23 protein-coding genes are annotated in these 25,140 nt (G+C 65.1%); 14 read left to right on the forward strand and 9 right to left on the reverse strand.

Translation table 11 applies throughout. The features are described 5' to 3' along the window. Positions 1 to 11 precede the first annotated feature (11 nt). Genes M2D63_RS19335 through pilG form a run of 6 tightly spaced genes read right to left on the reverse strand, consistent with a single transcriptional unit; the run spans position 12 to position 9,278 of the window. Positions 12 to 479 (reverse strand): chemotaxis protein CheW, encoded by a 468-nt coding sequence (locus M2D63_RS19335; RefSeq protein ID WP_285864600.1) that lies wholly within the window; start codon positions 477 to 479, stop codon positions 12 to 14. After that, positions 472 to 5,811, reverse strand: a complete 5,340-nt coding sequence (locus M2D63_RS19340; protein WP_285864601.1) for an Hpt domain-containing protein — start codon at positions 5,809 to 5,811, stop codon at positions 472 to 474. Before M2D63_RS19340 ends, M2D63_RS19335 begins: the two co-directional genes overlap by 8 nt. A gap of 34 nt (positions 5,812 to 5,845) precedes the next feature. Then, positions 5,846 to 7,891 carry a methyl-accepting chemotaxis protein gene (locus M2D63_RS19345; RefSeq protein WP_285864602.1) on the reverse strand — a complete coding sequence of 682 codons (2,046 nt, stop codon included), beginning with the start codon at positions 7,889 to 7,891 and terminating at the stop codon, positions 5,846 to 5,848. A gap of 15 nt (positions 7,892 to 7,906) precedes the next feature. Continuing rightward, positions 7,907 to 8,461 carry a chemotaxis protein CheW gene (locus M2D63_RS19350; protein WP_285864603.1) on the reverse strand — a complete coding sequence of 185 codons (555 nt, stop codon included), beginning with the start codon at positions 8,459 to 8,461 and terminating at the stop codon, positions 7,907 to 7,909. Further along, on the reverse strand, positions 8,458 to 8,823 hold the full coding sequence (pilH, locus tag M2D63_RS19355; protein WP_285864604.1) for a twitching motility response regulator PilH: 366 nt from the start codon (positions 8,821 to 8,823) through the stop codon (positions 8,458 to 8,460). The genes M2D63_RS19350 and pilH overlap by 4 nt, the downstream gene beginning before the upstream one ends. A 44-nt stretch (positions 8,824 to 8,867) precedes the next feature. Beyond that, a complete protein-coding gene (gene pilG / locus M2D63_RS19360; RefSeq protein ID WP_285864605.1) occupies positions 8,868 to 9,278 on the reverse strand; it encodes a twitching motility response regulator PilG in 411 nt (136 codons plus the stop codon). Positions 9,279 to 9,504: 226 nt separating this feature from the next. Between pilG and gshB the strand changes: the two genes are divergently transcribed. The 14 genes from gshB to M2D63_RS19430 all read left to right on the forward strand — a co-directional run bounded on the left by gshB (position 9,505) and on the right by M2D63_RS19430 (position 23,406). Beyond that, positions 9,505 to 10,458 carry a glutathione synthase gene (gene gshB, locus M2D63_RS19365; protein WP_285864606.1) on the forward strand — a complete coding sequence of 318 codons (954 nt, stop codon included), beginning with the start codon at positions 9,505 to 9,507 and terminating at the stop codon, positions 10,456 to 10,458. A 108-nt stretch (positions 10,459 to 10,566) separates the two neighbouring features. Next, positions 10,567 to 11,472, forward strand: coding sequence for an energy transducer TonB (locus M2D63_RS19370; RefSeq protein ID WP_285864607.1), 906 nt, complete (start codon positions 10,567 to 10,569; stop codon positions 11,470 to 11,472). A 129-nt stretch (positions 11,473 to 11,601) separates the two neighbouring features. Further along, complete coding sequence (locus M2D63_RS19375; protein ID WP_285864608.1) at positions 11,602 to 12,171, forward strand: YqgE/AlgH family protein; 570 nt, start codon at positions 11,602 to 11,604, stop codon at positions 12,169 to 12,171. Then, positions 12,171 to 12,605 carry a Holliday junction resolvase RuvX gene (gene ruvX / locus M2D63_RS19380; protein WP_285864609.1) on the forward strand — a complete coding sequence of 145 codons (435 nt, stop codon included), beginning with the start codon at positions 12,171 to 12,173 and terminating at the stop codon, positions 12,603 to 12,605. Before M2D63_RS19375 ends, ruvX begins: the two co-directional genes overlap by 1 nt. A gap of 60 nt (positions 12,606 to 12,665) precedes the next feature. Further along, positions 12,666 to 13,178, forward strand: a complete 513-nt coding sequence (pyrR, locus tag M2D63_RS19385; RefSeq protein ID WP_285864610.1) for a bifunctional pyr operon transcriptional regulator/uracil phosphoribosyltransferase PyrR — start codon at positions 12,666 to 12,668, stop codon at positions 13,176 to 13,178. Positions 13,179 to 13,190: 12 nt separating this feature from the next. Further along, positions 13,191 to 14,195 (forward strand): aspartate carbamoyltransferase catalytic subunit, encoded by a 1,005-nt coding sequence (locus M2D63_RS19390; RefSeq protein ID WP_285864611.1) that lies wholly within the window; start codon positions 13,191 to 13,193, stop codon positions 14,193 to 14,195. Beyond that, positions 14,192 to 15,463 (forward strand): dihydroorotase, encoded by a 1,272-nt coding sequence (locus tag M2D63_RS19395; RefSeq protein WP_285864612.1) that lies wholly within the window; start codon positions 14,192 to 14,194, stop codon positions 15,461 to 15,463. Before M2D63_RS19390 ends, M2D63_RS19395 begins: the two co-directional genes overlap by 4 nt. Positions 15,464 to 15,629: 166 nt before the next feature. Then, the gene (hslV, locus tag M2D63_RS19400) at positions 15,630 to 16,160 is read left to right on the forward strand and encodes an ATP-dependent protease subunit HslV (protein WP_038615396.1); all 531 of its coding nucleotides are present in this window, start codon (positions 15,630 to 15,632) and stop codon (positions 16,158 to 16,160) included. 77 nt (positions 16,161 to 16,237) lie between these two features. Further along, positions 16,238 to 17,575 carry an ATP-dependent protease ATPase subunit HslU gene (gene hslU, locus M2D63_RS19405; RefSeq protein WP_285864613.1) on the forward strand — a complete coding sequence of 446 codons (1,338 nt, stop codon included), beginning with the start codon at positions 16,238 to 16,240 and terminating at the stop codon, positions 17,573 to 17,575. A 97-nt stretch (positions 17,576 to 17,672) separates the two neighbouring features. Then, positions 17,673 to 18,050, forward strand: a complete 378-nt coding sequence (locus tag M2D63_RS19410; RefSeq protein WP_285864614.1) for a DUF971 domain-containing protein — start codon at positions 17,673 to 17,675, stop codon at positions 18,048 to 18,050. 349 nt (positions 18,051 to 18,399) lie between these two features. Next, entirely contained in the window at positions 18,400 to 20,079 is a 1,680-nt protein-coding gene (gene phaC / locus M2D63_RS19415) for a class II poly(R)-hydroxyalkanoic acid synthase (RefSeq protein WP_285864615.1), read from the forward strand. Between the two features lie 61 nt (positions 20,080 to 20,140). Continuing rightward, a complete protein-coding gene (phaZ, locus tag M2D63_RS19420) occupies positions 20,141 to 20,989 on the forward strand; it encodes a poly(3-hydroxyalkanoate) depolymerase (RefSeq protein ID WP_285864616.1) in 849 nt (282 codons plus the stop codon). A 106-nt stretch (positions 20,990 to 21,095) separates the two neighbouring features. Next, entirely contained in the window at positions 21,096 to 22,778 is a 1,683-nt protein-coding gene (gene phaC, locus M2D63_RS19425) for a class II poly(R)-hydroxyalkanoic acid synthase (RefSeq protein ID WP_285864617.1), read from the forward strand. A 13-nt stretch (positions 22,779 to 22,791) separates the two neighbouring features. Continuing rightward, entirely contained in the window at positions 22,792 to 23,406 is a 615-nt protein-coding gene (locus M2D63_RS19430; protein WP_285864618.1) for a TetR/AcrR family transcriptional regulator, read from the forward strand. A 96-nt stretch (positions 23,407 to 23,502) separates the two neighbouring features. On the opposite strand, the gene M2D63_RS19435 is transcribed toward M2D63_RS19430, so the two are convergent. From M2D63_RS19435 to M2D63_RS19445, 3 genes are all read right to left on the reverse strand, one after another. After that, entirely contained in the window at positions 23,503 to 24,231 is a 729-nt protein-coding gene (locus tag M2D63_RS19435) for a phasin family protein (RefSeq protein WP_285864619.1), read from the reverse strand. 10 nt (positions 24,232 to 24,241) lie between these two features. Beyond that, positions 24,242 to 24,661 (reverse strand): phasin family protein, encoded by a 420-nt coding sequence (locus tag M2D63_RS19440; RefSeq protein WP_285864620.1) that lies wholly within the window; start codon positions 24,659 to 24,661, stop codon positions 24,242 to 24,244. Between the two features lie 189 nt (positions 24,662 to 24,850). Continuing rightward, positions 24,851 to 25,126: a polyhydroxyalkanoic acid system family protein gene (locus tag M2D63_RS19445; protein WP_285864621.1), complete on the reverse strand. Its 276-nt coding sequence runs from the start codon at positions 25,124 to 25,126 to the stop codon at positions 24,851 to 24,853. Between the last annotated feature and the right edge of the window lie 14 nt (positions 25,127 to 25,140).

Here is a 25,140-nt window from a genome sequence, read left to right on the forward strand (position 1 = left end):
AGGCAAATGTTTCAAACCAGCCCTGCTTCCTCCAGCAAACGCTCCAGCGCCGGCAGGTCCGGCACCCGGGCCACCTGCTCGCCGACCTGCACCGCCGCCAGCTCCAGTGGCGCCAGGGGCACATCCACGTAGTTGAGCTGGCTGTCGAGCTTGCACGAGCGTGGAATGCCCTGCACCAGCAAGGCCACAAAGCGCAGGCGGCTGCCGCCCAGGGCATTGAGCACGACGATCCGCGCCCGCTCACCGACCTTCACCGGGGCGCCGCACGCCGCTTCGAAACTGAGCAGCGGCACCCGCTGGTTGCGCCAGTCGATCCAGCCGAGCAGCCACGGCGGCGCTTGCTCGGCCGGCGTGCCCGCCTGATAACCGATCAACTCGGCCACGGCGACATTGGGCAACACCAGGCAGCGGTCACCCAGGGCCAGCAGCAGGCCGGTCAGGCTGGTGCGCCGGCCGTTACGTACGGATTGTTCAAACATCGCGAGCACTCCAGCGGGCGATACTCTGCAACAGCACCGACTCCTGATAGGGCTTGCCCAGGTAATCATTGACGCCGATGGACATGGCCCGGTCGCGGTGCTTCTGCCCGGTTCGCGAGGTGATCATGATGATCGGCAAATCCTTGAGTTGCGGGTCGTGGCGGACCTGGGTGGCCACCTCGAAGCCGTCCATGCGCGGCATCTCGATATCGAGCAGGAGAATGTCGGGCCGATGCTCCTGCAGCAGCGCCATGGCGTCGACACCGTCCTTGGCGGTCAGCACGTTCATGCCATGGCGCTCCAGCAGCCGCCCGGTGACCTTGCGCACGGTCACCGAGTCATCGACCACCATCACCAGCAAGGGCTGCTGCGGCGCCCGCTCGGCCTGCTGGCGACGCAGGCGGGCATTGCTGCCGGCCTGCTGGGCATGGCGCTGCTGCAAGCCGCGCAATTGCCCCAGCAGATCCAGAATCAGCACCACCCGACCATCGCCCAGCAAGGTCGCCCCGGACAGGCCCTGGACCCCGGCGAACTGCGGCCCGAGGCTTTTGACCACGATTTCGCGGCTGGCCGCCAGGCTGTCGACCTGGATCGCGAACTGTTGCTCGTGGGAGTGCACCAGCAGCACCGGCAGCGGCAAGCTCTGCCCTAGCAGGCGCGGCTGCACGGCGCCCTGCAGCAACTCGCCGAGAAAGTGCAGCGCATAGCGATGCCCGGCGTATTCGTAGCGGGGCGGATCGAGCTGGTAACAGGCCTCAAGTTCCGCCGGCGGCACCCGGACGATGCCTTCGATGGTGTTGAGCGGCACGGCGTATTGTTCTTCAGCGTAGTGCACCATCAGCGCCCGGTTGACCGACACGGTGAACGGCAGGCGAATCAGAAAGCGCGCGCCCTTGCCCGGATTGGACTCGATGATCATCGAGCCGCCCAGCTGCTTGACCTCTTCATGGACCACGTCCATGCCCAGGCCGCGCCCGGAAATCTGGGTGATCTTCTCGGCCGTGGAGAAACCCGGCTGGAGAATGAACTGCATGATCTCGTGATCGCTGAGCTCGGCGGCGGGATCGAGCAGGCCGCGCTTGATCGCCTTGCGGCGCACGGCATCGAGAGGCACGCCGGCACCATCGTCGGACATTTCGATGACGATATCGGCGCCTTCGTGCAACAGGTTCAGGCAGATCAGCCCCTGTTCCGGTTTGCCCGCTGCCAGGCGTACCTCGCGGGGCTCCAGGCCATGGTCGACGGCGTTGCGCAACATGTGCTCCAGCGGCGCCACCATGCGCTCCAGCACGCTGCGGTCCATCTCGCCCTCGGCATTGCCGACTACCAGTTCGACCTGCTTGCCCAGCTCGCTGGCCACTTGCCGGACGACCCGTTGCAGTCGCGGCACCAGGCGCTCGAACGGCACCATGCGGGTCCGCATCAGGCCTTCCTGCAGCTCGCTGTTGACCCGTGCCTGCTGCTGCAACAGGCTCTGTGCATCCTGGGCGCGAACGGCCAGGGTTTCCTTGAGGTCGAGCAGGTCGGAGGCCGACTCGAACAGCGCCCGCGACAGCTGTTGCAACTGTGAATGGCGGTCCATTTCCAGCGGGTCGAAGTCGTCGTAGGCGTGGTTGTCGCCATCGGCCTGCTGGCGACTGAGGATGCGCCCCTGGGTCTCGGTGTCGAGGCGGCGCAATTGATCGCGCATGCGCTCCAGGGTGGTTTCCATCTCGTTCAGGGCCACCTGGGCATCGTTGACTTGCTGCTCGATTCGCCCGCGAATGATCGAATGCTCGCCCGCCAGGTTGCCCAGGTCGTCGAGCAGCTCCGAGGTCACCTTGACCATGTCCGCCGGCCCGCGCTCGGGAGTGGCCGCCGGGGCTTCCAGCGGCGCGGTGTCGGGGTGGGACTGGTGGGCGGCGGTATCGGCCAGGGCAGCACTGCTGAAATTGCGGATGTAGTCGATCAGCGCCGTGGCCGCGTGTAGCGGCTGCTGCAGGCGCACGGCATCGAGCATGTGGGCCAGGCGGTCATGGCAGTTCTGCAACAGGCTGAACAGCGCCGTGCTGGGCTGCAACTGCCCGGCGGCCAGCAGCTCGTAAAGGAATTCCAGTTCGTGGGCCAGGTCGCCGATCGGCGCGATCTCGACCATGCGCGCGCCACCCTTGAGGGTGTGCAGGTCGCGCAGCAGGTTCTCCACCTCGACGCTATTGCGCGGCTCGGCCTGCCAGCGCAACAGGGCGGCGCCGGAGCTTTCGACGATATCGGAGCTTTCTTCGAGGAAGATCTCCAGCAACTCCTTGTCGCCGGCCTCCTGCACCGGGTCGGCGGGCTTGTCCGTCGCCACGGCCGGCGGTGCGCCATGGCGGAACTCGCGCAGCGCGGCCAGCAAGTCGACCGCGGACGCGGGCGCCTGCCCCTGGCGAAGCTGGTCGAACGCCTGGGCCAGCCCGACGTGGCCGCGTTTCAGCAACGTGGCCAGCTCGGCGCTTGGGCTGAAGCGGCGATCGACCAGCCCCTCGTACACCAGCTCCAGTTCCCGGGACAGCACCTCGACCGCACCGATGGCTGCCATTTGCGCCCCGCCCTTGAGGGTCTGCAGGTCACCTTGCAGCGACGACAGCGCCGAGGCGTTGTCCGCATCGGCCAGCCAGCGGGCCAGGGACTGGTCGGCGCTTTCCAGCACATCGCTGGCTTCTTCCAGGAACAGCTCGACCAGCATCGGCTCAGCCGCCAGGGCTGCCGTCGCCTCGCCCAGCTCGGCCACCTGCGCGCGGCCATCACGCACACTGACAAGGCCCGTGGCCTCCGGGGCCAGGGCCTGATCGAGCAGGTCTCGCAAGGCCTCCAGGCGCTCGGGACGCGGGTCTACTTCCTGCCCGGCGGCGATCTGGTCGAGCATGTCGATCAAGGCTTCATGGGCGTGTTGGGCCTCTTCGAAGAAACGCGCACTCACCGCCAGGCTGCTCTCCTCCACGGCGCCATACAGGTCCAGCAGCGCCTCGCAGAGTTCGTCCACCTGCCAGAGGTCGGCCAGGTGAGCGCTCTGGCCCAGGGTGGTCAGTTCGTCGAGCAGCGCGGTGAGCTCCTGGCGCGCGCCCGGATGCTCCTGCCAGCGCAGCAACAACGACTCGGCATCGAGCAGGATGTCCATGCCCTGGGCCAGGAAGCTGGCAATCAGTTGCGGATCACGCTTGATCCGTCCGGCCTCGCTGGGCGCCTGCAACAGGGCCTGCAAGCGCGCGTCGACCACTTGGAGAATGTCTTCGATCAAAACCGTGGCGCCGCCGATGGGAGCCAGTGGTGTGCTGCTCAGTTGATCAAGCCCGCGCCGCAGCAGCGGTTCAGCACTTTCCAGCAGGTAGATTTCGTCGAGGTCGAAGGTCAGCTGATGGGCCTTGTATTCCCGTGCCAGCAGGTCGAGCGCGCCAGCCAGCTCGGCAATCGGGGCGACTCCGGCCATGGCGGCACTGCCCTTGAGGGTATGCAGGGCGCGCTGCAGGCTGTCGCTGACCGGCAGCGGCAATTGCTGGTCGCTGGCCTGCAGGAAGCTGTCGAGGCTGGCCAGGTGGCCCTCGGCCTCGTTGCGGAAGATCTCCAGCAACTGTGGATCGATAGCCTCGCCGGCCGCCGCCGCGGAACCGGGTTCGTTCATCGCCAGCGCATGCAGGTGCAGCGCCAGTTGCTCGACCTCCTTGCCGCCCTGCGCCTGGCCGTCGGCAAAGGACACCAGCAACCCGGGGATCAGCCCCAGAGCCTGCTGCAGGCTGTGCAGGGGCTCGGCGCCAAGCGTCACGCGGCCTTCAAGAATCCGGTTGAGCAGGTGCTCGACCGCCCAGGCCAGCTCCGCCAGCCCCTGGGCGCGGACCATCCGCCCGCTGCCCTTGAGGGTGTGCAGGCCGCGGCGCAGCTCCACCAGCGCGTCGCGGTCGTCCGCATCGGCCTGCCAGCGCGCCCAGTGCTCGTTCAACTGGGGCAGCAGCTCATCGGCCTCTTCCAGAAACACCTCACGCAGTTCGTCATCGACTGGCGGCTCCTCTTCCATCGCTGCCGGCGCCTCCACCGCTGCCGGCACCTCGACCACTGCCGGCTCGGGCTCAGGCTCGGGCTCGGGCGCGTAGCCCAAGGCGGCCAGGCTGCGCTGGGCGGCATCGAGAAAGTGCCAAGGGCTGGCCTGGGGATCGGCGATCAGCCACTGCAGGTAACATTCACACGCGCTCAGGGCATCCGCCAGGTCTGCCAGGGGCTGCGCCTGCGGTTGCGCATCGACCAGCAAATGGGCCTGAGCATAGTCACCGCAGCGACCGACCAGTGCCGATGCCCGCGGCAGCATGAGCATCGCCAGGGCCCCGCGAATCTGTTGCAGCAAGCCGGGCACCGGTTGCAGGCGCTGGGGTTGCCAGCCGGCATCGAGGCAGTCGCCGATCAGGTCCTTGACCTGCTGCAACACCGAATGCGCCTCGTCCAGGACCAACTGGCGAATCTCGGCCAGATCGGTCCCCGGCAGTGCACTCTGGCTGGGCAGGTGCTCCAGCGGACCGACCATGCCGGCCAGGGTCGCCTCGACATACAACAGCGCCCCGGCGATATCCATCAACACCGCATCATCCGGCGCCCGCTGGCCCTGGGCCAGGCTCTGCAACACCAGTACCTGGTCGATGATCACCCGCCGTGGCTGGCCAAAGCCCAGTACCGCCAGGGTATCGGCGATCTGGCGCAGCGGCGACAGCAAGGGCTGCAGGTCGTCCAGGCGCTGGCGGTCGCTGCGCACGAACAGGTCCAGGCGCTCCTTGACCCGCATCAGGTCTTCGCACAGCGCCGCCACTACCGAACGCAGGGCGTCCCGGTCCGAACCCGCCTGCAGGCGCTCACGCAACGAGCCCAGGGAGAGGTCGAGATTGGCCAGTTCTTCGGCCGCCGCCGGCGTCGTACTCAGCAGGCTGCCTTGCCCTAAGGGCTCGGCACCGCGCTCGGCACGCAACTGGTTGAGCACCGGCAGCACCACCAGCGGCAGGTCGCGCCGCGCACTGCGCAGCCGCTCCAGGTACAAGGGCAATTGTTCGAGGCCACGGAACAAGGCCCCCAGGGCCTCGCCACGCTGGCCGACGCGCCGTTCACACAGGGCCTGGCCCAGCAGCTCCAGCTCTTCGGCCAGCAACGCCGCGCCACTGAGCTCCAGCATCACCAGGCAGCCGCGGACCTGATGCAGGTTGTCGACGAAACCGGCCAGGACCGTTTCATCGGCCGGTTCGCCGCTGAACTGCTCCAGCGCCAGGCGTGCCTGGGCCAGGCAGTCGCCGATGGCGGCCTTGACCCAGGTCAGGGCCACCGTGTCATGCCGCTCAGCCATATCTGCTCCCATTGCCATGCTCACCTGCCCGCACTCATCGCGGTGGCGTCGGTGGCAAGGTGAATCCGGACACCGAGCGACGCATTTCGCTGGCCATCTGCGCCAGGTTGCCGATGCTTTCGGCCGTCGCGCTGGAGCCGGCGGAGGTCTGCGAGGTGATCTGCTGGATCACCGCCATGGTATGCGAGATCTGCCCGGCCGAAGAGGTCTGCAGCTGGGCGGCGTCGGAGATGCTGTGGATCAGCTCGGCGAGGGTTTGCGATACTCCCTCGATTTCCGCCAGGGCCACCCCGGCATCCTGGGCCAGGCGCGCGCCGCGTACCACCTCGGCGGTGGTCTGCTCCATGGAGATCACCGCTTCGTTGGTGTCGGCCTGGATGGTGCGTACCAGCGCTTCGATCTGGCGGGTGGCCGAGGACGAACGCTCGGCCAGGCGCTGCACTTCGTCGGCGACCACGGCAAAACCGCGCCCGGCCTCACCGGCCAGCGACGCCTGGATCGCCGCGTTGAGGGCGAGGATGTTGGTCTGGTCGGCAATGTCGTCGATCAGGCTGACGATATCGCCGATTTCCTGGGAGGACTCGCCAAGGCGCTTGATCCGCTTGGCCGTGTCCTGGATCTGCTCGCGAATGTTGTCCATGCCATGGATGGTGTTGTGCACCACCTCGTTGCCCTTGTTGGCAATCAGAACAGAGCGCTCGGCCACCTTGGCCGACTCGTAGGCGTGGGTGGACACCCGGTCGATGGACTCGGCCATGTCGCCCACCGCCACCGAGGCCTCGCTGATCTGCTCGGCCTGGTGCTCCGAGGCCTTGGCCAGCTGGTGCGCGGTGTTCTGGGTGTCCTGCACGGCACTGGCCACCGCCTCGGCGCTGAGGTTGATGGTGGCCACCAGGTCGCGCAACTGGTCGATGGAGTAGTTGATCGAGTCTGCGATGGCGCCGGTGAAATCTTCGGTGACCGACACCGTCACGGTCAGGTCGCCGTCGGCCAGGTCTTCGATCTCGTCGAGCAGGCGCATGATCGCCTGCTGGTTGCGTTCGTTCTTCTCGGCGGTTTCGCGCAGTTGCCGGTGGGTCTCACGGACCATCACCATGCCGATCAGGATGATCGAAGCCAGCGCCAGCAGGCCCAGCACGTAGCCGCCGACGGTATCCAGGGTGCGCCCGGTGGCGAGGTTCTCGAAACCGTTGGCCAGGCGCGAGGCCTCGTCGAGCAGGGTTTGCGACTGGTTGAAAATGCTCCCGGCCGCTTCGCGCACCCGGAACAGCTCCGGCGAGGTCTCGAGGATTTCATCCACGGAGCCGGCGACGAACTGGAATAGCTCGGAGATTTCCGCCAGCCGCGCCCGGGCGTCGGGGTCCTGGACCCGGGTGACCTGGATGGTCGGGTTGCCCCCCAGCATGGCGTCGAGCACCTGGCCGAAACGACTGGCGTCGCGACCGAAGGCGTCGGCCGCCTGCACCGAGGTGTCGTCACCGGCCAGCACCGTGTTGACCGAACCGAGGATGCGTTCGGCCAGCAAGGACTGGCGCTGGGCAACCGCCACCTGGTTGGCGGGCGCACCGCTCTGCAGGAGGATCTCGACGACTTTTTCATACTCGACCTGCAATTGCGGCACAGTCTCGGCCAGGGTGGCCGCGACCTGGTGCAGCGACAGCACGGTCTGCTCGCTGGCCAGGATGGTATCGGTGTTCTTGCGCAGGCCTTCCCAGTCGCGCAGCACCGCATCCATTTCATTGCGTACCGCCACGGGCGCGGCCGGCAGCCCGGTGGCCGCATCACCCTTCTTCAGGTAGCCCCAGCGCTGCTCGAAGTCGTTGCGCGCCTCGCTGAGCAGGCGGAATGCCCGCGCCTTGCCCGCCGCCGCCTCGGTGGCGTTCTTGGCGATGCGCTGGGACAGCACCCGCAGTTCACCGGCATGGCCGATGTACTGCTTGTCGTAGTTGGCCTGGGTGTTGAGGTAGGCGAAGTTGGCGAACAGCAGGATGATCGACAGGATCAGCACGACGAACAGCGCCGCGATCCGGGCGCTGCTGCGCGAGCCTTGGGGCGAAGTAGTCGTCTTGGTCTTGGTCACGAATCCGGCATTCCTTTACAGCGCCACGTCGAGAAAACCCGGCGCCTGGGCCAGGGCCAGCGGGCTGAAGATGGCCCAGCAGCGTTGCCGCTGGAAGTGCCCCTGGACAAAGGGCGCCGCACCGCTGAGCAAGGGCGTCGGCGGCGACAGGTCGAGGCTGTGCAGCGGGAAATGCTGCAAACCCAGCACTTCGTCCACCAGCAGCCCGGCAAACAGCTCCTCATGGTCCAGCACCAGCACCCGGCGCTGCTTGTGCGGCGCCGACAGGCCCAGGCCGAGGAAGCCGCGCAGGTCCATCACCGGCAGCAGTCGCCCCCGCAGGTTGGCCACCCCACTGACCCAGGGCTTGACCCCGGGGATCCGGCTCAAGCGGGGCTCATGCAGGACCTCGGCGATCTCGCCCATGGGCGCGACGAACCACTGCTCGGCGATGCGAAAGCCGATACCGCTCCAGCTCTGCAGGCGGCTCTCCTGCAGCGGCAGGTCGGCCGCCAGCAGGCGGCAGCGCTGGTCGATGTCCAGCAGCAGTTCGAAGGCCGTCAGCGACTCGCCCATGGGTCGGGTCGTCAAGCCTTGAGCACGTCGTTGAGCTTGTGGATCAGGGTGTCCTCGTCCACCGGCTTGGTCAGGTAGTCCCTGGCGCCCTGGCGGGTGCCCCAGACCTTGTCGGTTTCCTGGTCCTTGGTGGTGACGATGATCACCGGAATATGCGCCGTCTGCGCGTCCTTGCTCAGTTGCCGGGTGGCCTGGAAGCCGTTCATGCCGGGCATGACGATGTCCATCAGCACCGCGTCGGGCAACTCCTGGCGCGCCAGGGCCACGCCATCGGCGCCGTTCTCAGCCTTGAGCACCTGGTGCCCGTGCTTTTCGAGCATTCCGGTCAGTTTGTACATTTCGGTCGGCGAATCATCGACGATCAGAACTCGGGCCATGCTGTTCCCCATCAAGGCAATGGACGCAGCGCCACCGGGCGGCGTCAGGGTGCGGGTTGTTCTTCTGCGGCGAACCCGGGCACATGGGCCCTGATCGCGTCCAGCAGTTCTTCCTTGCTGAAAGGCTTGGTCAAAAATTGGTCGGAGCCGACGACCCGGCCCCTGGCCTTGTCGAACAGGCCGTCACGGGACGACAGGAGAATCACCGGCGTATCCTTGAAGGCGCTGTTGTGTTTGATCAGGGCGCAGGTCTGGTAGCCGTCCAGACGCGGCATCAACACGTCGACGAAGATGATCTGCGGCTTGAGGTCGACGATCTTGGCCAGGGCATCGAAGCCGTCGGTGGCCGTGATGACGTCGCAACCTGCTTCGCTGAGCAACATCTGGGCAGTACGGCGAATCGTCTTGGAGTCATCGATCACCATCACCTTCAGTGCCGCGCCGGGCTGTTCCATAATTGCTCTACCCTTGCTGCTCTAGCGTCGCCTGGAAAGGCCGTGCAGGCCACGTGCCAGGCCTTTTTAGCACACTCTGGGGGTGCATTCCATCGGCCCGCGCCACGGCCCGGCGCGATGCCGCCGCACATGCGTTTGCCCCTTGACCGCCAGCGCCGCGAGCGCCACCCTGACGCCACTTTTTTTGAGCCAACGCGGCACAGTGCCGCTTCAGAGGATATAGCCCATGAGCGTTCGCCTCGGGATTGTCATGGACCCCATTGCGCGCATCTCCTACAAGAAGGACAGCTCGCTGGCCATGCTGCTCGCCGCCCAGGAGCGCGGCTGGTCGCTGTTCTACATGGAGCAGCAAGACCTGTACCAGGGCGCCGGTGTTGCCCGGGCGCGGATGCGCCCGCTGAAGGTGTTCGCCGACCCCGAGCACTGGTTCGAGCTGGAAGCCGAGCAGGACAACGCCCTGAGCGACCTGGACGTGATCCTGATGCGCAAGGATCCGCCCTTCGACATGGAGTTCGTCTACAGCACCTACCTGCTGGAGCAGGCCGAAGCAGCCGGCGTGCTGGTGGTCAACCGCCCGCAGAGCCTGCGCGACTGCAACGAAAAGCTGTTCGCCACCCTGTTCCCGCAGTGCACGCCAGCCACCCTGGTCAGCCGCCGCGCCGATATCCTGCGCGACTTCGCTGCCCAGCATGGCGATGTGATCCTCAAGCCGCTGGACGGCATGGGCGGCGCGTCGATCTTCCGTCACCGTCCGGGCGACCCGAACCTCTCGGTGATCCTCGAGACCCTGACCGGCCACGGCACCCAGCAGATCATGGCGCAGGCCTACCTGCCGGCGATCAAGGACGGCGACAAGCGCATCCTGATGATCGACGGCGAGCCGGTGCCCTATTGCCTGGCACGCATCCCGGCCAGCGGCGAGACCCGTGGCAACCTGGCCGCCGGCGGTCGTGGCGAAGCGCGGCCGCTGACCGACCGTGACCGCTGGATCGCCGAGCAGGTCGGCCCGACCCTGCGCGAAAAAGGCCTGCTGTTCGTCGGCCTGGACGTGATCGGCGAGCACCTGACCGAAATCAACGTCACCAGCCCGACCTGTATCCGCGAAATCGACAACGCCTTCGGCACCCGCATCGGCGTGCAGTTGATGGATGCCATTGATCGCAAGCTCAAGGCCCGCTGACAGCCGACGCGAAGCAACCGTGCAGAGTGGGGTATCATGCCGGTCGATTTCGACCACAAGCGCCCTGCCCTGCCGGTTTGTTCCGGTCCTGCGGCTGCTGGATACCCGATGACGCTGCCTGCTGACATTCCCGCCGACTTTGCCCCACCGCGCGTTCGCCCGGCGGACCGCCTCGGCTTTACCCTGTTCCTGGCTGCCCTGGTGCACCTGGCGCTGATCCTCGGCGTGGGTTTCACCATGGCCAAGCCGGAAGAAATCCGCCGCACCATGGAAATCACCCTGGCCACATTCAAGAGCGAGAAGGCGCCGCAGAAGGCTGACTTCCTGGCCCAGGACAACCAGCAGGGCAGCGGCACCCTGGAGAAGAAGGCGGTGCCGAAAACCACCGAAGTGGCGCCCTTCCAGGACAGCAAGATCAACAAGGTGACCCCGCCACCGGCGGCCAGGCCGGATGTTCCGCCACCACCGGTCCAGCCCAAGGCCGTGGTCACCACCCAGGCGCCCAAGGCGCAAAAAGTCGAAACCCGGCCCAAGGAAGTCAAGCCGCAGCCCAAACCCAAGGCGGCCACCCCGGATTTCGACAGCTCGCAGCTGTCCAGCCAGATCGCCAGCCTCGAGGCTGAACTGTCCCACGAGCAGCAACTGTACGCCAAGCGCCCGCGCATCCACCGCCTCAACGCCGCCTCGACCATGCGCGACAAGGGTGCCTGGTACAAGGATGAGTGGCGCAAGAAGGTCGAGCGCATCGGTAACCTCAACTACCCCGATGAAGCCCGGCGCCAGCAGATCTACGGCAGCCTGCGACTGATGGTGTCGATCAACAGCGACGGCTCGCTGTACGAAGTGCTGGTATTGGAGTCCTCCGGCCAGCCGCTGCTGGACCAGGCGGCCCAGCGCATCGTGCGCCTGGCTGCGCCCTTTGCGCCGTTCACCGGCGACCTGGCAGACATCGACCGGCTGGAAATCATCCGCACCTGGCGCTTCGCCCGCGGCGACCGCCTGTCGAGCAACTGACCCGTGGGAGCGGGCTTGCCCCGCGATGCGGTGTGTCATCCGGCACGCAATCGCGGGACAAGCCCGCTCCTACAAAGTAAGCGTGCATCAGGCTTGTCAGTACGGCGCCCCAACGCCACACTAACAAGCATGAAAAACCTCAGCCCGAGTTACCTCAAGCATCAGTTCCTGATCGCCATGCCGCACATGGCCGACCCGAACTTCGCGCACTCCTTGACCTACATCGTCGAGCATAACGCCAATGGGGCGATGGGGCTGGTGGTCAATCGACCCCAGGACCTGAACCTGGCCGATATCCTCGAACAGTTGCGGCCCAACGTCGAACCGTCGGCCAGTAGCATCCAGGTGCCGATCTACATGGGCGGCCCGGTGCAGACCGACCGCGGCTTCGTCCTGCACAGCAGCGAAAAGAGCTTTCAGGCCACTGTCGAGCTCGAGGGCCTGTCGCTGTCCACCTCGCAGGACGTGCTATTTGCTATCGCCGACGGCAACGGACCCGAGCACAGCCTGATCACCCTCGGCTACGCCGGCTGGGAGGCCGGGCAACTGGAGGCGGAGCTGGCCGACAACGCCTGGCTGAACTGCCCGTTCGACTCCGAGATCATCTTCGGCATGGCCTGCGAGCAGCGCCTTGGCGCCGCCGCCAAGAGCCTGGGCATCAACCTGAGCCTGCTCACCAGCCAGGCGGGGCACGCCTGATGGCCGAGTTGCGACTACTGCTGGGCTTTGACTACGGCAGCAAGCAGATCGGCGTTGCCGTCGGCCAGGTGATCACCGGCCAGGCCCGCGAACTGTGCACCCTCAAGGCCCAGAACGGCGTACCGGACTGGACCCAGGTGGAAAAACTGATCAAGGAATGGCAACCCGATGCCATTGTCGTCGGCCTGCCGTTGAACATGGACGGCACGCCCAGCGAAATGAGTGCCCGCGCCGAGAAATTCGCCCGGCGCCTGAACGGCCGCTTCAACCTGCCCGTGCATACCCACGACGAACGCCTGACCACCTTCGAAGCCAAGGGCGAACGCATGGCCCGTGGCGGCCAGCGCGGCAGTTACCGCGACAACCCGGTGGATGCCATTGCCGCCGCCCTGCTGCTGCAGGGCTGGCTGGAGGCCAATACCGGGCAGTCCTGATCCCGATCATCGGATTCAAGCCGGGCCAGCGCCACGCCCCCGGCCTCTTGAGGAGCAAGCATGAGCCTACCCAATCCCGCCGAACTGATCCGGCAGATGGCCGTCGACCTTCGTGCCCATCTGGCCCGGCGCAACATCAGCGAGCCACGCTTCATCGGCATCCGCACCGGAGGCGTCTGGGTCGCCCAGGCCCTGCTCGAGGAACTGGGCAACGACAGCGCCCTGGGCACCCTCGATGTGTCGTTCTACCGTGACGACTTCAGCCAGAACGGCCTGCACCCGCAAGTGCGCCCCTCGGCCTTGCCGTTCGAGATCGAAGGCCAGCATCTGGTACTGGTCGACGACGTGCTGATGAGCGGTCGGACCATCCGCGCCGCCCTCAACGAACTGTTCGATTATGGCCGCCCGGCCAGTGTCACCCTGGTCTGCCTGCTGGACCTGGATGCCGGCGAATTGCCGATCCGCCCGAATGTGGTCGGTGCAACCCTGTCGCTGGCCGCCCATGAACGGGTAAAATTGACCGGACCCGCCCCGCTCGCCCTCGAGCGCCAGGACCTCGCTTCCGCCCTTTAAGAGTCCCTCGCGATGACGCCAATCGACGCCAAGCGCCCGCTGCAGCTCAATGATCAGGGCCAGCTGCGCCATTTTCTCTCGCTCGACGGTTTGCCCCGCGAACTGCTGACCGAAATCCTCGACACCGCTGACTCCTTCCTTGAAGTCGGCGCCCGGGCCGTGAAGAAAGTCCCGTTGCTGCGCGGCAAGACCGTGTGCAACGTGTTCTTCGAGAACTCCACCCGTACCCGCACCACCTTCGAACTGGCCGCCCAGCGGCTGTCGGCCGACGTGATCACCCTGAACGTGTCGACCTCCTCGACCAGCAAGGGCGAAACCCTGTTCGACACCCTGCGCAACCTCGAGGCCATGGCCGCCGACATGTTCGTCGTGCGCCATGCCGACTCCGGTGCCGCGCACTTCATCGCCGAGCACGTCAGCCCGGAGGTGGCGATCATCAACGGCGGCGACGGCCGCCACGCCCACCCGACCCAGGGCATGCTCGACATGCTCACCATCCGTCGGCACAAAGGCGGTTTCGAGAACCTCTCGGTGGCCATCGTCGGCGACATCCTGCACTCGCGGGTAGCGCGCTCGAACATGCTCGCTCTGAAAACCCTGGGCTGCCCGGACATCCGTGTGATCGCCCCGAAAACCCTGCTGCCGATCGGTATCGAGCAATATGGCGTCAAGGTCTACACCGACCTGGAACAGGGCCTGAAAGACGTTGACGTGGTGATCATGCTGCGCCTGCAGCGTGAGCGCATGGCCGGTGGCCTGCTGCCCAGCGAAGGTGAGTTCTACCGCCTGTTCGGCCTGACCACCGCACGCCTGGCCGGGGCCAAGCCCGATGCCATCGTCATGCACCCGGGGCCGATCAACCGCGGCGTGGAGATCGAATCGGCGGTGGCCGACGGCGCCCAATCGGTGATCCTCAACCAAGTCACCTACGGCATCGCCGTGCGCATGGCGGTGCTGTCCATGGCCATGAGCGGCCAGACCGCCCAACGTCAATTCGAGCAGGAGAACGCCCAGTGACCCTCAGTATTCTTGGCGCCCGGGTCATTGATCCCCAGAGCGGCCTGGACCAGACCGCCGACCTGCACATCGATGCCGGCAAGATCGTTGCCATCGGCGCTGCGCCTGCCGGCTTCACAGCGGCGCGCAGCATCGACGCCCAGGGCCTGATCGCCGCCCCCGGCCTGGTCGACCTCAACGTCGCCCTGCGCGAACCTGGCTACAGCCGCAAGGGCAGCATCGCCAGCGAAACCCGCGCTGCCGCAGCCGGTGGCGTCACCAGCCTGTGCTGCCCACCGCAGACCAAGCCGGTGCTGGACACCTCGGCGGTGGCCGAACTGATCCTCGACCGCGCCCGCGAAGCCGGTCACAGCAAGGTGTTCCCGATCGGCGCCCTGAGCAAGGGCCTGGAAGGCGAGCAGCTTGCAGAACTCATTGCCCTGCGCGATGCCGGCTGCGTGGCGTTCGGCAACGGTTTGAACAGCTTCAGCAACAACCGCACCCTGGCCCGCGCCCTGGAGTATGCGGCCACCTTCGACCTGACCGTGGTGTTCCACTCCCAGGACCGCGACCTGGCCCAGGGCGGCCTGGCCCACGAAGGCGCCATGGCCAGCTTCCTTGGCCTGCCGGGCATTCCGGAAACCGCCGAGACCGTGGCCCTGGCGCGCAACCTGCTGCTGGTGGAACAGACCGGCGTGCGTGCGCACTTCAGCCAGCTGACCAGCGCCCGCGGCGCCCGCCTGATCGCCCAGGCCCAGCAACTGGGCCTGCCGGTCACCGCCGACGTCGCCCTGTACCAGTTGATCCTCACCGACGAGGCCCTGCGCGACTTCTCAAGCCTCTACCACGTCCAGCCGCCACTGCGCACCCGCGCCGACCGTGACGGCCTGCGCGAGGCAGTGAAGTCCGGGGTGATCCAGGCGATCTCCAGCCACCACCAGCCTCACGAGCGGGATGCCAAGCTGGCACCGTTCGGCGCCACCGAACCGGGTATCAGCAGCGTCGAACTGCTGCTGCCGCTGGCCATGACCCTGGTCGAGGACGGCCTGCTCGACCTGCCGACTTTGTTGCAACGTTTGTCTGCAGGCCCGGCGGCAGCCATGCGCTTGCCGGCGGGTACGCTGCAGGTGGGCGGCGCGGCAGACCTGGTGCTGTTCGATGCCAAGGCTTCGACCGTGGCGGGCGAAACCTGGCGTTCCAAGGGCGACAACTGCCCGTTCATCGGCCATTGCCTGCCGGGCGCGGTGCGCTACACCCTGGTGGACGGGCATATCAGCCACGAAGGCTGACGGTCAATCGCGGGGCAAGCCCGCTCCTACAGGCTGTAGGAGCGGGCTTGCCCCGCGATGACGCCCTGAACACTTACCACTCATCCTGCAAGGTTGAAATCCTTCCCTGCACCCCCATATGAGTCTGCATCAGGCACTTTCGCCCCGCTGCGTGGAGACTCTCCCCTTGACCACCATCGTTTCAGTTCGCCGCCACGGCAAAGTCGTCATGGGCGGCGACGGCCAGGTTTCCCTGGGCAACACCGTGATGAAAGGCAACGCCAAGAAGGTCCGCCGCCTGTACCACGGCCAGGTCATCGCCGGCTTCGCCGGTGCCACCGCCGACGCATTCACCCTGTTCGAACGCTTTGAAGGCCAGCTGGAAAAGCACCAGGGCCACCTGATCCGCGCCGCCGTCGAGCTGGCCAAGGAATGGCGTACCGACCGTTCCCTGAGCCGCCTGGAAGCCATGCTGGCCGTGGCCAACAAGGACGCTTCGCTGATCATCACCGGCAACGGTGACGTGGTCGAACCCGAAGACGGCCTGATCGCCATGGGTTCCGGTGGCGCCTACGCCCAGGCCGCTGCGCGCGCCCTGCTGCAGAAGACCGATCTCTCGGCCCGTGAAATCGCCGAAACCGCCCTGAATATCGCCGGTGACATCTGCGTGTTCACCAACCACCACCTGACCATCGAGGAGCAGGACCTGGCCGAGTAATTCAGCTGTTCTGGCGCCCGGCCCCGGCGGCCGGGCTTTTCCACGCTGACTTATCGAGCCCAAGGACCATCATTACCATGTCCATGACCCCCCGCGAGATCGTCCACGAACTCAACCGCCACATCATTGGCCAGGACGACGCCAAGCGCGCCGTCGCCATTGCCCTGCGCAACCGCTGGCGGCGCATGCAGCTGCCTGCCGAGCTGCGCGTTGAAGTCACGCCCAAGAACATCCTGATGATCGGCCCCACTGGCGTGGGCAAGACCGAAATCGCCCGGCGCCTGGCCAAGCTGGCCAATGCCCCGTTCATCAAGGTCGAAGCGACCAAGTTCACCGAAGTCGGCTATGTCGGCCGTGACGTCGAGTCGATCATCCGCGACCTCGCCGATGCCGCGATCAAGATGCTGCGCGAGCAGGAGATCATCCGCGTTCGCCACCGCGCCGAAGACGCGGCCGAAGACCGCATCCTCGATGCCCTGCTGCCGCCGGCGCGCACCGGCTTTAACGAAGACCAGACCACCAGCCAGGATTCCAACACCCGCCAGCTGTTCCGCAAGCGCCTGCGCGAAGGCCAGCTGGACGACAAGGAAATCGAGATCGAAGTGGCCGAGAACATGGGCGTCGATATCTCTGCCCCACCGGGCATGGAAGAGATGACCAACCAGCTGCAGAACCTGTTCGCCAACATGGGCAAGGGCAAGCGCAAGAGCCGCAAGCTCAAGGTCAAGGAAGCGCTCAAGCTGGTGCGTGACGAAGAAGCCGGCCGCCTGGTCAACGACGAAGAGCTCAAGGCCAAGGCCCTGGAAGCGGTCGAGCAGCACGGTATCGTGTTCATCGACGAAATCGACAAGGTGGCCAAGCGTGGCAACGTCGGCGGCGCCGATGTCTCCCGCGAAGGCGTGCAGCGCGACCTGCTGCCGCTGATCGAAGGCTGCACGGTGAACACCAAGCTGGGCATGGTCAAGACCGACCACATCCTGTTCATCGCCTCCGGCGCCTTCCACCTGAGCAAGCCGAGCGACCTGGTACCCGAGCTGCAAGGCCGCCTGCCGATCCGCGTCGAACTCAAGGCCCTGAGCCCGGAAGACTTCGAGCGTATCCTCAGCGAGCCGCACGCCTCGCTCACCGAACAGTACCGCGAGCTGCTCAAGACCGAAGGCCTGAACATCGAGTTCGCTGCCGAAGGCATCAAGCGCCTGGCCGAAATCGCCTGGCAGGTCAACGAGAAGACCGAGAACATCGGTGCCCGTCGCCTGCACACCCTGCTCGAGCGCCTGCTCGAAGAGGTGTCGTTCAGCGCCGGTGACCTGGCCAGCGCCCACGACGAAGCGCCGATCCGCATCGACGCCGACTACGTCAACAGCCACTTGGGCGAATTGGCACAGAACGAAGACCTGTCGCGCTATATTCTCTAAAGCGGCAAGCTCCAAGTAGCAAGCTGCAAGCTGAGCGCGCTGGACGCCCTCTCTTGCAGCTTGTAGCTTGCAGCTTATAGCCCAAGAGCCCTTAGCCATGTCCAGACTCCCCACCGGCATCAACCTGCACAAAGCCTCCAAGACCCTGTCGCTGACCTATGGGCCCGACGAGGTATATCACCTGCCCGCAGAATTCTTGCGCGTGCATTCTCCCTCCGCCGAGGTCCAGGGCCACGGCAATCCGATCCTGCAATTCGGCAAGGCCAACGTCGGCCTGACCCAGATCGAACCGGCCGGACAGTACGCACTGAAACTGACCTTCGACGACGGCCATGACAGCGGCCTGTTCACCTGGGAGTACCTGGAACAGCTGTGCCTGCGCCAGGAACAACTCTGGGCCGAGTATCTCGACGAGCTGGCCAAGGCCGGCAAGTCCCGCGACCCCAACGAATCCGTGGTCAAGCTGATGCTCTAGCCCGGGACTTCCAGGGTTTAGAGCGCATTTTCTAATTCTATTTGCTTGAATGCCTGCACCACGGCCAACGATTGGCCGTCTTGCGCATCACCCAAAAGTCGGGTAACCAATGGATCTGGCAAGTTCCCTGCATCGGATTACCCGCAGGGTCAGGCCGGAATGTAGAGGTCGCGAGCGAAAGCAGGCTGTCTTCACACGCAGAAAAACCCGCATGGCTCATCGTCGTTTGCATCCGGCCGCAGGACCGCAGTTCGTTATCACTGGTCACCCGAGCAGCAGTACCGTGCACTCGCCTGTGTAACGCCCCACGGCAGGCCGGTACTCGTCTCAGGACAACGGAGCGTCGTAGATGAGTAACAAGAACAACGATGACCTGCAGCGCCAAGCCTCGGAACACACCCTGGGTCTGAACCCGGTCATCGGCTTGCGTCGCAAGGATTTGCTGGCTTCTGCTCGAATGGTGCTGGGTCAGGCCATTCGGCAACCGTTGCACAGTGTCAAACATGTCGCCCATTTCGGCATGGAGCTCAAGGATGTGATCTTCGGCAAGTCGGGCCTGCAACCACAGGGCGACGACCGTCGTTTCAACGACCCGGCCTGGAGCCAGAACCCCCTCTACCGTCGCTACCTGCAAACCTACCTGGCCTGGCGCAAGGAGTTGCACGACTGGATCGAGACCAGCAACCTGTCGGAACATGACATCAGCCGCGGTCACTTCGTGATCAACCTGATGACCGAGGCCATGGCGCCCACCAACGGCGCGGCCAACCCGGCAGCGGTCAAACGCTTCTTCGAAACCGGCGGCAAGAGCCTGCTCGACGGCCTGTCCAACCTGGCCAAGGACCTGGTCAACAATGGCGGCATGCCCAGCCAGGTGAACATGGACGCCTTCGAGGTCGGCAAGAACCTGGCCACCAGCGAAGGCGCCGTGGTGTTTCGCAACGATGTGCTCGAACTGATCCAGTACCAACCGATCACCGAACAGGTGCACGCCCGCCCGCTGCTGGTGGTGCCACCGCAGATCAACAAGTTCTATGTCTTCGACCTGAGTCCGGAGAAGAGCCTGGCGCGCTTCTGCCTGCGCTCCAATGTGCAGACCTTCATCGTCAGCTGGCGCAACCCGACCAAGGCCCAGCGCGAGTGGGGCCTGTCCACCTACATCGATGCGCTCAAGGAAGCCATCGACGTGATCCTGGCCATCACCGGCAGCAAGGATCTGAACATGCTCGGTGCCTGCTCCGGCGGCATCACCTGCACCGCCCTGCTCGGCCACTATGCCGCCCTGGGCGAGACCAAGGTCAACGCCCTGACCCTGCTGGTCAGCGTGCTCGACACCACTCTCGACACCCAGGTCGCCCTGTTCGTCGACGAGCAGACCCTGGAGTCCGCCAAGCGTCACTCCTACCAGGCTGGCGTGCTCGAAGGCCGCGACATGGCCAAGGTGTTCGCCTGGATGCGGCCCAACGACCTGATCTGGAACTACTGGGTCAACAACTACCTGCTGGGCAACGAGCCGCCGGTGTTCGACATCCTGTTCTGGAACAACGACACCACCCGCTTGCCGGCCGCCTTCCATGGCGACCTGATCGAACTGTTCAAAAGCAACCCACTGACCCGCGCCGATGCACTGGAAGTGTGCGGCACGCCGATCGACCTGAAGAAAGTCACCAGCGATATCTTCTGCGTCGCCGGCACCACTGACCACATCACCCCATGGCAGGCCTGCTACCGCTCGGCCCAGCTGTTCGGTGGCAATATCGAGTTTGTCCTGTCCAACAGCGGGCATATCCAGAGCATCCTCAACCCACCGGGCAACCCCAAGGCGCGCTACATGACCAGCAACGAGCTGGCGTCGGAGGCTACCGAGTGGCAGGAGAACGCCCACAAGCACACCGATTCCTGGTGGCTGCACTGGCAAGCCTGGCTGAGCGAGCGCTCGGGCGAGCTGAAGAAGGCGCCGACGCGCCTGGGCAACAGGGCCTACGCTGCTGCCGAAGCAGCACCGGGAACCTACGTCCACGAACGTTGATGTTCCGGCTGCCGTGGCCGCTGCCAGGCCACGGCGATTCCATTACCACAGGGCTTCGTGCATGCCGCAACCGTATCTGTTCAGAACCGTCGACCTGGATGGCCAGAGCATCCGCACCGCGGTTCGCCCTGGCAAACCGCACTTGACGCCCTTGCTGATCTTCAACGGCATCGGCGCCAACCTGGAGCTGGTGTTCCCGTTCATCCAGGCCCTGGACCCGGACCTGGAGGTAATCGCCTTCGATGTGCCCGGTGTCGGCGGCTCCTCCACGCCCCGGCACCCCTACCGTTTCCCCGGGCTGGCCAGGCTCACGGCGCGCATGCTCGATTACCTGGACTATGGCCAGGTCAACGCCATCGGCGTGTCCTGGGGCGGCGCACTGGCCCAGCAGTTCGCCCATGACTACCCCGAGCGCTGCAAGAAGCTGGTACTGGCGGCCACGGCCGCCGGCATGTTCATGGTGCCGGGCAAGCCCAAGGTGCTGATGCTGATGGCCAGCCCCCGGCGCTATATACAACCGTCCCATGTCATTCGCATTGCCCCGCAGATCTATGGCGGGGCCTTTCGCCGCGACCCCGACCTGGCCACGGCCCATGCCGCCAAGGTGCGCTCCTCGGGCAAGCTGGGCTACTACTGGCAGCTGTTCGCAGGCTTCGGCTGGACCAGCATCCACTGGCTGCACAAGATCCAGCAGCCGACCCTGGTGCTGGCCGGCGACGATGATCCGCTGATTCCACTGGTCAATATGCGCCTGCTGGCCTGGCGTATTCCCAATGCCCAGCTACACATAATCGACGACGGCCATCTGTTCCTGATCACCCGGGCCGAAGCCGTCGCCCCGATCATCATGAAGTTTCTCGAGCAAGAGCGCCAACGCGCCGTCATGCACCCTCGGCCCGCCCCAAGCTGACGCGAAGCCCGTGGCAGGACGCCATGCGGCCCGGTGTATGGCATGAGGTTGGTGTCGCTTTTGCATTGATCTGTTTGTTGATGGCCTGACGAGGGAGTGTTGCCTGATGAAAGACAAGCCCGCGAAGGGATCGGCTCCGGTCCCCGCCAGCTATATGAATGTGCAGAGCGCGATCGCCGGCGTACGTGGCCGCGACTTGATCTCGACTCTGCGCAATGTCAGCCGCCATGGCCTGCGCCATCCGCTGCATACGGCAAAGCACATGCTCGCCCTGGGCAACCAGCTGGGCCGCGTACTGCTGGGTGACACCCCGCACCAGCCGCACCCGCGCGACAATCGTTTCAATGACCCGGCCTGGAGCCACAACCCTTTCTACAGCCGCGGCCTGCAGGCCTACCTGGCCTGGCAGAAGCAGACCCGCCAGTGGATCGACGAAAGCCGGCTGGAGAGCGATGACCGCGCCCGCGCGCATTTTCTCTTCGCCCTGCTCAACGATGCCATGTCGCCGAGCAACTCCCTGCTCAACCCGGCAGCGGTCAAGGAGCTGTTCAACACTGGCGGGCTGAGCCTGGTGCGTGGCCTCAATCACCTGCTCGACGACCTGCGCCACAACGATGGCTTGCCGCGTCAGGTCAATCCGCAGGCGTTCGAGGTCGGCAGGAACCTGGCCACCACCGCCGGCGCGGTGGTGTTTCGCAACGAGCTGCTGGAACTGATCCAGTACAAGCCGATGAGCGAAACCCAGTACGCTCGCCCCATGCTGGTGGTGCCGCCGCAAATCAACAAGTTCTACATCTTCGACTTGAGTCCGGCCAACAGCTTTGTCCAGTACATGCTCAAGAACGGCCTGCAGACCTTCATGATCAGTTGGCGCAACCCCGACCCGCGGCATCGCGAGTGGGGCCTGTCGAGCTATGTCGAGGCGCTGGAGGAGGCGATGAACGTTTGCCGCGCCATCACCGGCAGCCGTGACGTCAACCTCATGGGTGCCTGCGCCGGCGGCCTGACCATGGCCGCCCTGCAGGGTCACCTGCAGGCCAAGCGGCAACTGCGCCGGGTCAACAGCGCCACCTACCTGGTGAGCCTGCTCGACAGCGAAATCGATAGCCCCGCCAGCCTGTTCGCCGACGAACAGACCCTGGAAGCCGCCAAACGCCGCTCCTACCAGAAAGGCGTGCTCGATGGCCGGGAGATTGCCAGGGTCTTCGCCTGGATGCGCCCCAACGACCTGATCTGGAACTACTTCGTCAACAACTACCTGCTGGGCAAGGCGCCACCGGCCTTCGACATTCTCTACTGGAACAATGACAACACCCGCTTGCCGGCCGCACTGCATGGTGACCTGCTGGATTTCTTCAAGCACAACCCGCTCACCCATGCGGCGGGCCTTGAGGTGTGCGGCACGCCGATCGACCTGCAGAAGGTCACCGTCGACAGCTTCAGCGTGGCCGGCAGCAACGACCACATCACCCCCTGGGATGCGGTGTACCGCTCGACCTTGCTGCTGGGCGGCAACAAGCGCTTCATCCTCGCCAACAGCGGTCATGTGCAGAGCATCCTCAACCCGCCCGGCAACCCCAAGGCGCACTACGTCGACAACCCGCGCCTGAGCAGCGATCCGCGTGCCTGGTTCTACGATGCCAAGCAGATCGACGGCAGCTGGTGGCCACAGTGGCTGGAGTGGATTCAGGCGCGCTCCGGTGCGCAACGCGAAACCCTGATGGCCCTGGGTAACCAGACGTACCCTCCCATGGACCCCGCGCCCGGCACTTACGTCCAGGCGCGCTGAACAAGAAGAACGGATGAAAACCCGCGACCGTATCCTCGAGTGTGCCCTGCAACTGTTCAACCAGCAGGGCGAACCCAATGTCTCGACCCTGGAGATCGCCAATGAAATGGGGATCAGCCCGGGCAACCTGTACTACCACTTCCACGGCAAGGAGCCGCTGGTGCTGGGCTTGTTCGAACGTTTCGAAGAAGAGCTGACGCCGCTGCTCGACCCGCCCCTCGAAGTGCGCCTGGAAGCCGAGGACTACTGGCTGTTCCTGCACCTGATCGTCGAGCGCATGGCCCAGTACCGCTTCCTGTTCCAGGACCTGTCGAACCTGACCGGGCGCCTGCCCAAGCTGGCCCGTGGCATGCGCACCCTGCTCAACGCCCTCAAGCGCACCCTCGCCGCCCTGCTCGCCAGCCTCAAGGCCCAGGGCCAGGTCGTCAGCGATACCCGGGCGCTGGGGCAACTGGTGGAACAAATCACCCTGACCTTGCTGTTCTCCCTCGATTACCAGCGGGTACTGGCCCGCGAAGGTGAAGTCGGCGTGGTGGTGTACCAGGTGATGATGCTGGTGGCGCCGCACCTGGAAAACGGGTCCCGGCATGCGGCCGAGCAGTTGGCCCTGAGGTATCTGGAAGGCTGAAAGCATCGCGACTGTAGGAGCGGGCTTGCCCCGCGATGAGGCCACAATGAAAACGCCCGGCACAATGGCCGGGCGCTGACTGACAACCGCCTGAAATCAGGACGGGTTCAGCGGGCTCACCGAAGCCAAAGGCGCCGGTGCTGCCGGGGCCGGAGTGGCCACTGGCGCTACGCTTGGCGCAGGTGCGGCGCTGGCAGCCGGTGCTGCTGGCTTGGCCGGAGCTTTCTTCACCGCAGGTTTTTTCGCCGCGGCAGGCTTGGCTGCAGCAGGTTTTGCTGCCGGTTTGGCCGCTGCGGTTTTCGCCGCCGCAGGCTTGGCTGCTGCAGTTTTTGCCGCAGGCTTGGCCGCCGCTTTCGGGGCTGCCTTGGCCAGTGGCTTGGCCGCCGCCTTGCTCGCCGCCGGTTTGCTGGAGACCGACTTGACCGAAGCACCGGTCAGTTTCTCGATCTGCTTGGTCAAGGTATCGACCTGCTGGTGCAGGGCCTTGACTTCATTGCGGCTCGGTACGCCCAGACGCGAGATGGCGCTGTTCAGGCGCTTGTCGAACGCTTCTTCGAGTTCGCTCCACTTGCCCAGTGCGCGGTCTTTGACGTCACCTACGCGAGAGGTAGCCGACTTGGCCGAAGCCTTGGCCGAGTCAACGGAGCTCTTGGCTTGCTTTTCAGCTTTCTCACCGTCCTTGACCAGGGAGTCGAACAGCTTGCTGCCGTCCTGGTCGATCTTGGAGTAGATACCCAAACCAGCCAGCCAGATCTTGCGGGAGTATTTCTCGATCCCCCCGACCCAGGAGCTGCCTTCTTTCTCACTGTTCTTCTTGCCAGCCATCCCGCTCTCCTTATTGTTTACGCGCGACACTTTCGAGCAATTCAGTCAGCTCATCGAGCTTGACCGAAAGTGCCTCCACGTCATGTTTAGACGGAATGCCGATGCGATTCAAGGCGCTGGCGACCCGCGTGTCGAAAGCCTTTTCGATTTTATCGAGCTGAACTTCGACCTTGCCCTTGACGCTGGTGATCTCGCCCTTGACCGAATCGATCTGGTTATTGGCCGCGTCGAGCTCATGGTCGATGCGCTTCTTGCCGCGCTTCTCCACTGCTTCGCCGGCCTTGACCAGCTCTTTCAGGTAATCGGCACCTTCCTGGCCGACCCGCGCATAGGCGCCCAGGCCTGCCAGCCAGATCTTGCGCGCGTAGCCGCGCACTTCACCCAGGGTGTTCTGGGTGTCGTCTTTTTTCTTCAGTGTCACTTTAGCCATGCTCTATACCTCACACTCGAAAGGATAGGGAGGAACTGCCCATGGATGCTGGGCTTGAGCATAAGGTAGGGAGAAAAATTAGAATCCTCACCCTAAGGCGGGAAATTGCGCTGAATTCATCGCGGGGCAAGCCCGCTCCCACCGGGGTTGTGGATCACTGTGGGAGCGGGCTTGCCCCGCGAAACAGGCTCAAGCCAAGGCTTTGTCCAGCGCCCGCTCGATCTCGCTCTTGATGGTCGAGCTCATCATCGACAGCATCATGCCCAGCTTGAGCTCGACCCGGATGGTGTCTTCGCCGATCTGCACGCTGCCATTGGCACCGCTGCGCTTGACCTCGACCCGGTCACCGACCCAGCGTGCACTCAGGTCGTATTCGCGGGCCAGCTTGTCGACCAGGGCTTGGGCCTTTTCCCGCGCTGCTTCGCGGCCAAGGCTGTGTTTGCGTTCAACGCTGATCTGGGTCATTCGTTCAATCCTGG

Source organism: Pseudomonas sp. BJa5 (assembly GCF_030272875.2).
GTDB lineage: Bacteria > Pseudomonadota > Gammaproteobacteria > Pseudomonadales > Pseudomonadaceae > Aquipseudomonas.